At 69.8% G+C, this 7,623-nt stretch carries 6 protein-coding genes; 1 reads left to right on the top strand and 5 read right to left on the bottom strand.

Annotation, left to right across the window (positions count from 1 at the left end):
* Window positions 1-59: 59 nt before the first annotated feature.
* Window positions 60-320 (top strand): 30S ribosomal protein S20, encoded by a 261-nt coding sequence (gene rpsT / locus QZZ33_RS11655; RefSeq protein WP_291380186.1) that lies wholly within the window; start codon window positions 60-62, stop codon window positions 318-320.
* Between the two features lie 100 nt (window positions 321-420).
* On the opposite strand, the gene holA is transcribed toward rpsT, so the two are convergent.
* The 5 genes from holA to leuS all read right to left on the bottom strand — a co-directional run.
* A complete protein-coding gene (gene holA, locus QZZ33_RS11650) occupies window positions 421-1,431 on the bottom strand; it encodes a DNA polymerase III subunit delta (protein WP_291380185.1) in 1,011 nt (336 codons plus the stop codon).
* Between the two features lie 4 nt (window positions 1,432-1,435).
* Window positions 1,436-3,808 (bottom strand): ComEC/Rec2 family competence protein, encoded by a 2,373-nt coding sequence (locus tag QZZ33_RS11645; RefSeq protein WP_291380184.1) that lies wholly within the window; start codon window positions 3,806-3,808, stop codon window positions 1,436-1,438.
* Window positions 3,805-4,500 (bottom strand): ComEA family DNA-binding protein, encoded by a 696-nt coding sequence (locus QZZ33_RS11640; protein WP_291380183.1) that lies wholly within the window; start codon window positions 4,498-4,500, stop codon window positions 3,805-3,807. Before QZZ33_RS11640 ends, QZZ33_RS11645 begins: the two co-directional genes overlap by 4 nt.
* A 111-nt stretch (window positions 4,501-4,611) precedes the next feature.
* Window positions 4,612-5,487 (bottom strand): DegV family protein, encoded by an 876-nt coding sequence (locus QZZ33_RS11635; RefSeq protein ID WP_291380182.1) that lies wholly within the window; start codon window positions 5,485-5,487, stop codon window positions 4,612-4,614.
* 6 nt (window positions 5,488-5,493) lie between these two features.
* A partial coding sequence (gene leuS / locus QZZ33_RS11630; RefSeq protein WP_291380181.1) for a leucine--tRNA ligase occupies window positions 5,494-7,623 on the bottom strand: 2,130 nt, incomplete at its 5' end.

Here is a 7,623-nt window from a genome sequence, read left to right as displayed (position 1 = left end):
GACGCCGTGTGCGCGCAAGAGCGACGCACGAGAACCGTCGTAGACCTCAAGGGATTCCCGTGGCAAACATCAAGTCCAAGATCAAGCGCATCGGCACGAACGAAAAGTCGCGCCTGCGCAACGTCGCCGTCAAGTCCGAACTGAAGACGCACGTGCGCAAGGTGCGCGAGGCGATCGCCGCTGGCGACAAGGCTGCGGCCGAGTCCGCTCTCAAGAGCGCGTCGATCAGGCTTGACAAGGCCTCCTCGAAGGGCGTCATCCACGCCAACCAGGCGGCCAACCGCAAGTCGGCACTGGCCAAGCAGGTGGGGCAGCTCTAGAGCCGCTCCCCTCACCGCTGAAGGCCCCGCATCGGCGGGGCCTTTTGCTTTTCTCTGGCGACCAGGCTCTTCTCCCACCGCCGCGCGAGCCTCGCGCGCGTCAGGCGTCAGCCGCGAGGTCCGCAACCCGGCGCACGAGCCGTTCCACGGAGAAGGCCGGCGCTCGGTCGCCACCCTTGATGGCATGGTCTGCCGCCGCGACCAACTCGATGGCATCGGCCAGGCGGTCGGCATCCCAATGCCTCAACTCGCGGCGGGCGCGGTCCACTTGCCAGGGTGCAATGCCGAGGTCTCTGGTGGGGTCCACTCCCCTGCCGCGCGCCGCTCCGACCTTGGCTAGCGTGCGCAACTTCGCGGCGATAGCCGCCACGAGCGGTACTGGGTCTGTTCCCGTCTCGAGCGCGTGACGCACCAACGCCAACGCCTTGGCGCGATCTCCCACCACGGCGGCGTCGGCCACCGCGAAGCCGGTGGCGTTCACCCGAGTGCCGTAGTACTTGGCCACCACGGCCTCGTCGATCCCACCCTCAGTGTCGAGCGCCAACTGCGAGCAGGCCGCCGCAATCTGGGACACGTCTGAGCCCACGGAGTCAACCAGCGCCCGCACGGCCGCTGCGCTCGCCGTGCGCCCGGCCCTGGAAAACTCGGCTGCGGTGAAGTCCACGAGGTCGCTGTCGCGCGTGATGGCCGGGCAGCCGTACTCGGGCACACCCGCGGCGCGCGCCGCATCCAGAAGCTTCTTTCCCCTGTTGCCGCCGCCGTGCCTGACCACCACGACCGCCTCTGGATCGGGGGCGGAGACGTAGTCGATCGCGTCGGTGAGGAAGGCGTCGCTCATCGACTCGGCTCCCTCGATGATCACGAGCGCCGTGCCGCCAAACAGCGAGGGGCTTGCGGCGGAGCGCAGCAGCCCGGCGGTGTACGTGGCGGCCTCGATGCGGTGCACGTCCGTCTCTGGGTCGCGAGCCTTGGCCGCATCGACGATGAGGCTCAGCGCCCGGCTCCCGAGCAGGGTCTCCGGGCCGGAGACCAACACCACGGGCGCTGGCTTGGCGCGATGCCACGGGGGCGCGACCGCGCCGCCGCGACGGGATGACGTGGGCGCTGGCACGGCACTAGCCTGCCACGCCCGTGGGACACGCGGACGCCACGGTGCCATCTTTTCCAAGAGCGATGTCTCCGCACCGCGCCGTGGTCATCACCACAGCCGTGCGGGCATACAGGGCAACCGTGCCCGCATGCGGATGTCCGTACGGGTTGTCTTCGCCCACGCTGATGGCCGCCACCCTGGACGTCACCGTGGTGGCCAGGTCTTGCGACTGGACGGCCGAGCCGTGGTGCGCCACCTTCACGAGGTCCACCACCACGGGCGGCGACAGGGTCGATGCGACGGCAAGCTGACCGGCCTCCTCCAAGTCTGCCCACGCGAGCGCGGTGGTGGGACCGGCGCGGATCGACAAGGCGATGCTCGCATCGTTGATCTCGCTCGAACTGGCGGCTGCGCTTGATCCCCGTGGCGGGTAGAGCACCAGGATCTGGACGTCACCCCCTACCCACTGGTCCCCTGCGCCAGGGACGCTCACCGAGGCACCCGTGGCCCTGGCGTCGGCCGTGCCCGCGTCGTGTCCGACCGTCACGGCGGCGGGCGACACCCATGCCTCGCCGATGCGCGCGACCCCCGCAATTTCGGCGACCGCGCCGTCGTGATCCGCATGAGGATGGGTGAGCACCAACAACTCGATTTCGCGCACTCCGTAGCGGCGCAGACAAGAAACCCCGGCACCGCCCGGCGGACCCGTGTCGATGACCACCGCTGCATGCTCGTCCACGCGCACCAGCATCATGTCGCCTTGACCCACGTCGCACACCACCAGCGCCCAATCGTCGAGCACCGGGCCAGAGCGCACGGTGAGCACCGGGGCGAGCACGACGCTCACGCCAGCGACGAGGGCGACGGCCACCTTGAGCCCTCCCCTGGCGCGGCGCGCGGTAGACGCGAAGGCGACCGCGCCCGTCACCGACCCTGCGAGCAACACTCCCGCCCACCCGGACGGCCACACCAGCCAGTTCCCTGGCGCCTCAGAGAACGCCCTTGCGGCCCACACGACGGGCCATGCGCACACCCCCGCCACCTGCATGCCCAAGGCTCCTAGGCCTGGCCACACGAGCGACACCACCATCGCGAACAGGCCGACGACGGTGACGGGAAACGCGGCAAGCGCCGCCACGAGGTTCGCGGGCACGGCGTAGAGGCCCAGCCCAGGCTGCAGCGTGACGAGCAGCGGCCAGCACGCCAGCCACGCCGCGAGCGGGATCGAGACGGCGCGCGCGAGGGTCGGGGCCACCCACCTGCTGAGGCGTCGCGCCAGGTGCGGCGCCCACACCACGATGGACGTGACGGCCACGACGGAGAGCTGAAAGCCGATGGCTCCCCCCAAGCCCGGCTCGATGAGGAGCAGCACGAGCACGCCCGCGCCAAGCGCTGGCAGCGCGCGGGCTGGCCGCCCCCACCACCACCCGAGCGCGACGGCGATGGCCATGGTGAGCGCCCTCATCACGGACGGCTCTGGCAACACCACGGCCGCCAACGCCGTCATGGCTCCGGCTAGTAGGGCCGCGCGCAGCCATCGACGCCTCACCACTCGCGTGAGCACCCAGCCGAGCACGAGCACCACGATGGCGAAGTGGGATCCGGATACTGCCGTGAGGTGAGTCAGGCTCGTGGTGCGCATGTCGGCGCTCAGGTCGGACGGCATCTGGTCGGTGTCGCCAATCACCATCCCCAGCACGAGGCCGCGCACCTCGTCTGCAAGCGGCTCGGCAGCTGTGCGCGCGCTCGCCCGCACGGCGCCAACCGCGGCAAGCGCACCACGCGCGGGATCGACCACCTGAACGCTCGCGTCCCACACAGTGGCCACGACCCTGCTGTCGCGGCTGCGGCTTGCGCGACCCTCCACTGCCACCGTGTCTCCTAGGCGCACCGTCATGGCGCCCTCGGCGATCACGTCGGCAGTAAAGTGCGCCGCCCTTACCCGCTCGCAACTGCCGGCGCAGGCACCTTGAACGGCCACCGTGACGGCCTGGCGCGGCACTCCCGTCCACACATCCCGGCCCGCGGGTCGAGGGTCGGACACGACTACGCCCACCATCTCGATGCGCGCGCCGGCCTCGACACCCGCGGCAATATCAGCAGGCACGTGCTCGCGGGCGCTCGCCGCTGCTGTCGCGGACACGATCGTCACCAGCAGGCAGGTGAAGGGCACAAGAAGTGCGACGTCTCTGGCCCGCAGCAGGCCCCACCGGGGCGGCCCCGTAGCGGGACGGCGGGCGGCGCGCGCCAAGAGCGCGACGGCGAGCACCGACACTGCCAAGGTGGCACACCACGCCAACACGGCGGCGCCCCAGTCGCCTCGCGCGGATGATCCCCAAGCGCACGTGAGGATGGCGCAACCGGCCGCGGGCAGCAGCCGGGCGTCGTGCTCCCTCACACGGCGGCCGCGTCCATGAGGCCGGCGAGGACGGCGGGCCCCACTCCGGTGACGGACTCGAGCGCGTCGACCGAGGCAAACGGCCCGTGGCGCTCCCGGTACTCCACGATGCGCCCCGCCAGCACTGGCCCCACCCCCGGCAGGTCCTCGAGCACGGCGACGTCCGCCGTGTTGATGTTGACCCGGCCGTCGGGGGTGCGTCCCGCAGCCGCGCCGTCGGCACCCTGGGTGGGCACGCGTACCTGCTCTCCGTCCGCGACTTGCCGCGCCAGGTTGATCGCGTCGAGTTCCGCGCCCTCGAGGGAGCCGCCAGCGGCCTCGATCGCATCGGTCACGCGGCTGCCGACGGGGAGTTCGTAGACTCCAGGTTGCGTCACAGCCCCCGCCACGTGCACGCTCACCACCGCACCTACGGGCGCGCCAACGATGCCGGGCGACTCCTGGCCGCCGGCGAGCGGTGTGGAGACGGCAGCGCCGGTGGGGCGCGGCGCCCAGACCACCAAGGCGCCGATGATCAACGCGACGAGCCCCAACGTCACGATCACCCGAGGGGACATCTCCCAGCGCCACCGCGCCGGTTCGGCCTGAGCGACGTCCTCCCCCAAGGCGCCGTGGGCGGCCTCGTACGCACGCGCAGCGGCTTGCCGAAGGGCATGGTCGACCCGAGAGGTGACATCCCCGCTGGCGTCCATGCGCCGACGCTAGGGCGAGCGGGTTCCGACCGAAGCGGGCGTCAGTGCCGCGCGGGGAAGGGCGCGTGGAGTGTCGACCTGTGGACGACGCTCACCTGGCCACAGGGCGCGTCAGGACGAGAGGCTGGCCACGACGTCGGCGTGGACGTCGACGATCGCGAGGGCGAGCGTTCCCGGGCCAGCGTGCGCCGCGAGCGCTGCCGACAGCCCCGCTTCTACCACCGGCCAGTCTCCCCTGGTGGACAACACCTGACGGGCCTGAGCCACCAGACCCTCGTCGCCCGGCAAGGTCATGATCCCGATCACGGGATGGCGCATCGTGGCCGCATGCGACGCGATCCGGTCGAGCATGGCGGCGTGGGCCTTCACGGAAGACCTGTGCCGTGCGATCGACGCCACCTCCCCCTTGATGAGGCCCAACTCGGGCTTGACACCCAGCGCCCTGCCCACGGCCGCGACGGCTGGGCCCACCCGACCGCCGCGTCGCAAGTACTCGAGGGTTTCTGGGGTGAACAGGCACATCGAAGACCTGGCGGCGCGTTGTGCCTCCGCGACCACGTCGTCGTACGCCCCCCCGGCAGCCGCCACCGCGCTTGCGGACAGCGCGGCGAGCCCTGCGGCGAGAGAAACCGTGCCGGAGTCGACCACCGTCACTGGCAGCGGCGCGCGCTCCGCCACCGCCTCCATCGTCTCGGCGGTGCCCGAGATCTTCGCAGACAACGACACGAACACGAGCGACTGGGCGCCGTCCGCCTTCGCCCACTCGGCGACGTCCAACAACGCTTGCGGGCTGGGCTGGGAGGTGCCGACCTTGCTCCCTGCCAGCAGAGCCTCGACCACCCGCTGGGGCGAAAGCTCGTCGCCCTCTACAAAGGTCTCGTCGTCAATGCTCACCTGGAGCGGCGCCACCGCGACTCGCCAGGACTGGGCAAGTTCCACAGGCAGGCAAGAGGAAGAGTCCGTCGCTACCGCCACCCGAAAAGTCATGGGGACCTACTTTCTCACGACGACGTTGACGAGCCCAGGCGGACGCACAATCACTGTACGCACCGGGGCACCGTCCATCGCACGCACGACGTTGGGCGCGGCCAAGGCGAGTTCGCGCAGTTCGTCTTCTGTCGCGTCAGGAGACACCTCCAGCCGGTCGCGCACCTTGCCCATGACTTGCACCACGCACGTGACCGTCTCTTGCACCAGCAACGCGGGATCCACAGGGGGCAGCCCCGACAGTGCCACCAGGTCCTCGTGACCCAGCATCGACCACATGTCTTCCGCGCAATACGGAGCGAACAGGCTGAGCAGTCTCGCGACCACCTCGGCGGCCTCGCGCACGGCGGGGTCTGTCGCCCCAGCCCCGGAGTCGATCGCCTTGCGGGTCGCATTCACCAGTTCCATGACGCGCGCGACCACCACGTTGAAGCGGAAGGACTCGACCAGTTCGGACGCCTCAGAAAGCGTTCGATGCGTGACGGCCCTGAGTTCGCGGTCGCCCAGGGCGGGGTCCACGCCAGGCTCGCTGGAGACGTCCCGCGCCAGCCGCCACGCGCGCGCCAAGAACTTGGCGGAGCCTGCGGGCGACACGTCGGCCCAGTCGATGTCGTCCTCTGGCGGTCCTGCGAAGGACATCGTGAGGCGTATCGCGTCCACGCCAAACTCGTCGAGCTGCGCCGCGAGGCTTACCAGGTTGCCGCGGCTCTTGGACATCGCGGAGCCGTCCATCTGCACCATGCCCTGATTCAGCAGCGCGGTGAAGGGTTCGCCAAAGTCGATCATGCCCATGTCGCGCAGCGCCTTGGTGAAGAAGCGCGCGTAGAGCAGGTGGAGGATCGCGTGGGTCACGCCGCCGACGTACTGGTCGATGGGCGCCCACTTCTTCGCCTCAGCCTGATCGAACGGCCCGTCGGTCTTGCCCGGCGACAGGAATCGCAGGAAGTACCAAGACGAATCGACGAACGTGTCCATCGTGTCCGTGTCGCGCAGGGCCGCACCGCCGCACTTGGGGCACGTGGTATTGACCCAGTCCGTCGCGGCGGCCAGGGGCGACTGGCCCTTGGGCTTGAGGTCGAGGCCCTCCGTCGGCGGCAACTTCACTGGCAGCTGATCGTCAGGCACGGGGACCTCGCCACACGCGTCGCAATGCACGATCGGGATGGGGGTGCCCCAGTAGCGCTGGCGAGAGATCAGCCAGTCGCGCAGGCGGTAGTTGACGGACGCCGACGCCGTTCCAGCCTTCTCGAGTTCGGCGATGATCGCGGTGATCGCCTCGGCCTTGTCAAGGCCATCGAGAGAGCCGGAGTTGATGAGCGTGCCGTCACCGGTGGTCGCCACGCCAGACTCGGTAGGGTCTGGCAGCGGGTTGCCGTCGTCGTCGAGGCAATTCAGCACGGTGCGCACCGGCAGGTCCATGGCGCGCGCAAAGTCGAGGTCACGCTGATCGTGGGCCGGCACGGCCATGATGGCGCCGTGGCCGTAGTCGGCGAGCACGTAGTCGGAGGCCCAAATCTGCAGGCGCTCCCCGTTGACGGGGTTGATCGCGTAGCGGCCGAGGAACACGCCCGTCTTGGGCCGCTCGGTGCTGAGCCGCTCGATCTCGGTGTCACCCTTGACCCGTTCGGCGTAGGCCGCGAACTCCTCCTGAACCCCGGCGTCGGCGACGGACACCAACTCCGCTGCGAGGTCGGAGTCCACCGCGACCACCATGAACGTCGCACCAAACAGCGTGTCGGGGCGCGTCGTGTAGATCGGGATGGGCGCCTCGCGGCCCTCAATCACAAACTGGACGTCGGCTCCGCGGGAGCGGCCGATCCAGTTGCGCTGCATCGCGATCACCTTGGACGGCCACGTGCCGCGCAGGGTCTCGAGCTCGTCAAGCAGCTCGTCGGCGTAGTCGGTGACCTTGAAGTACCACTGCGTGAGCTTCTTCTTGGTGACGGGGGTGTCGCAGCGCTCGCACAGACCCGCGACCACCTGCTCGTTGGCGAGCACCGTCTGGTCGTTGGGGCACCAGTTCACGAGGCTCGGCTTGCGGTACGCGAGGCCGCGGTCATACAGGCGCGTGAACATCCACTGGTTCCAGTGGTAGTACTCGGGGCGGTGCGTCATCAGCACGCGGTCCCAGTCGAA

The organism is Demequina sp., from assembly GCF_016278775.1.
GTDB lineage: Bacteria > Actinomycetota > Actinomycetes > Actinomycetales > Demequinaceae > Demequina.
Note: the sequence above shows the minus strand (reverse complement) of the source record. Positions and strands in the feature narration are given on the sequence as shown.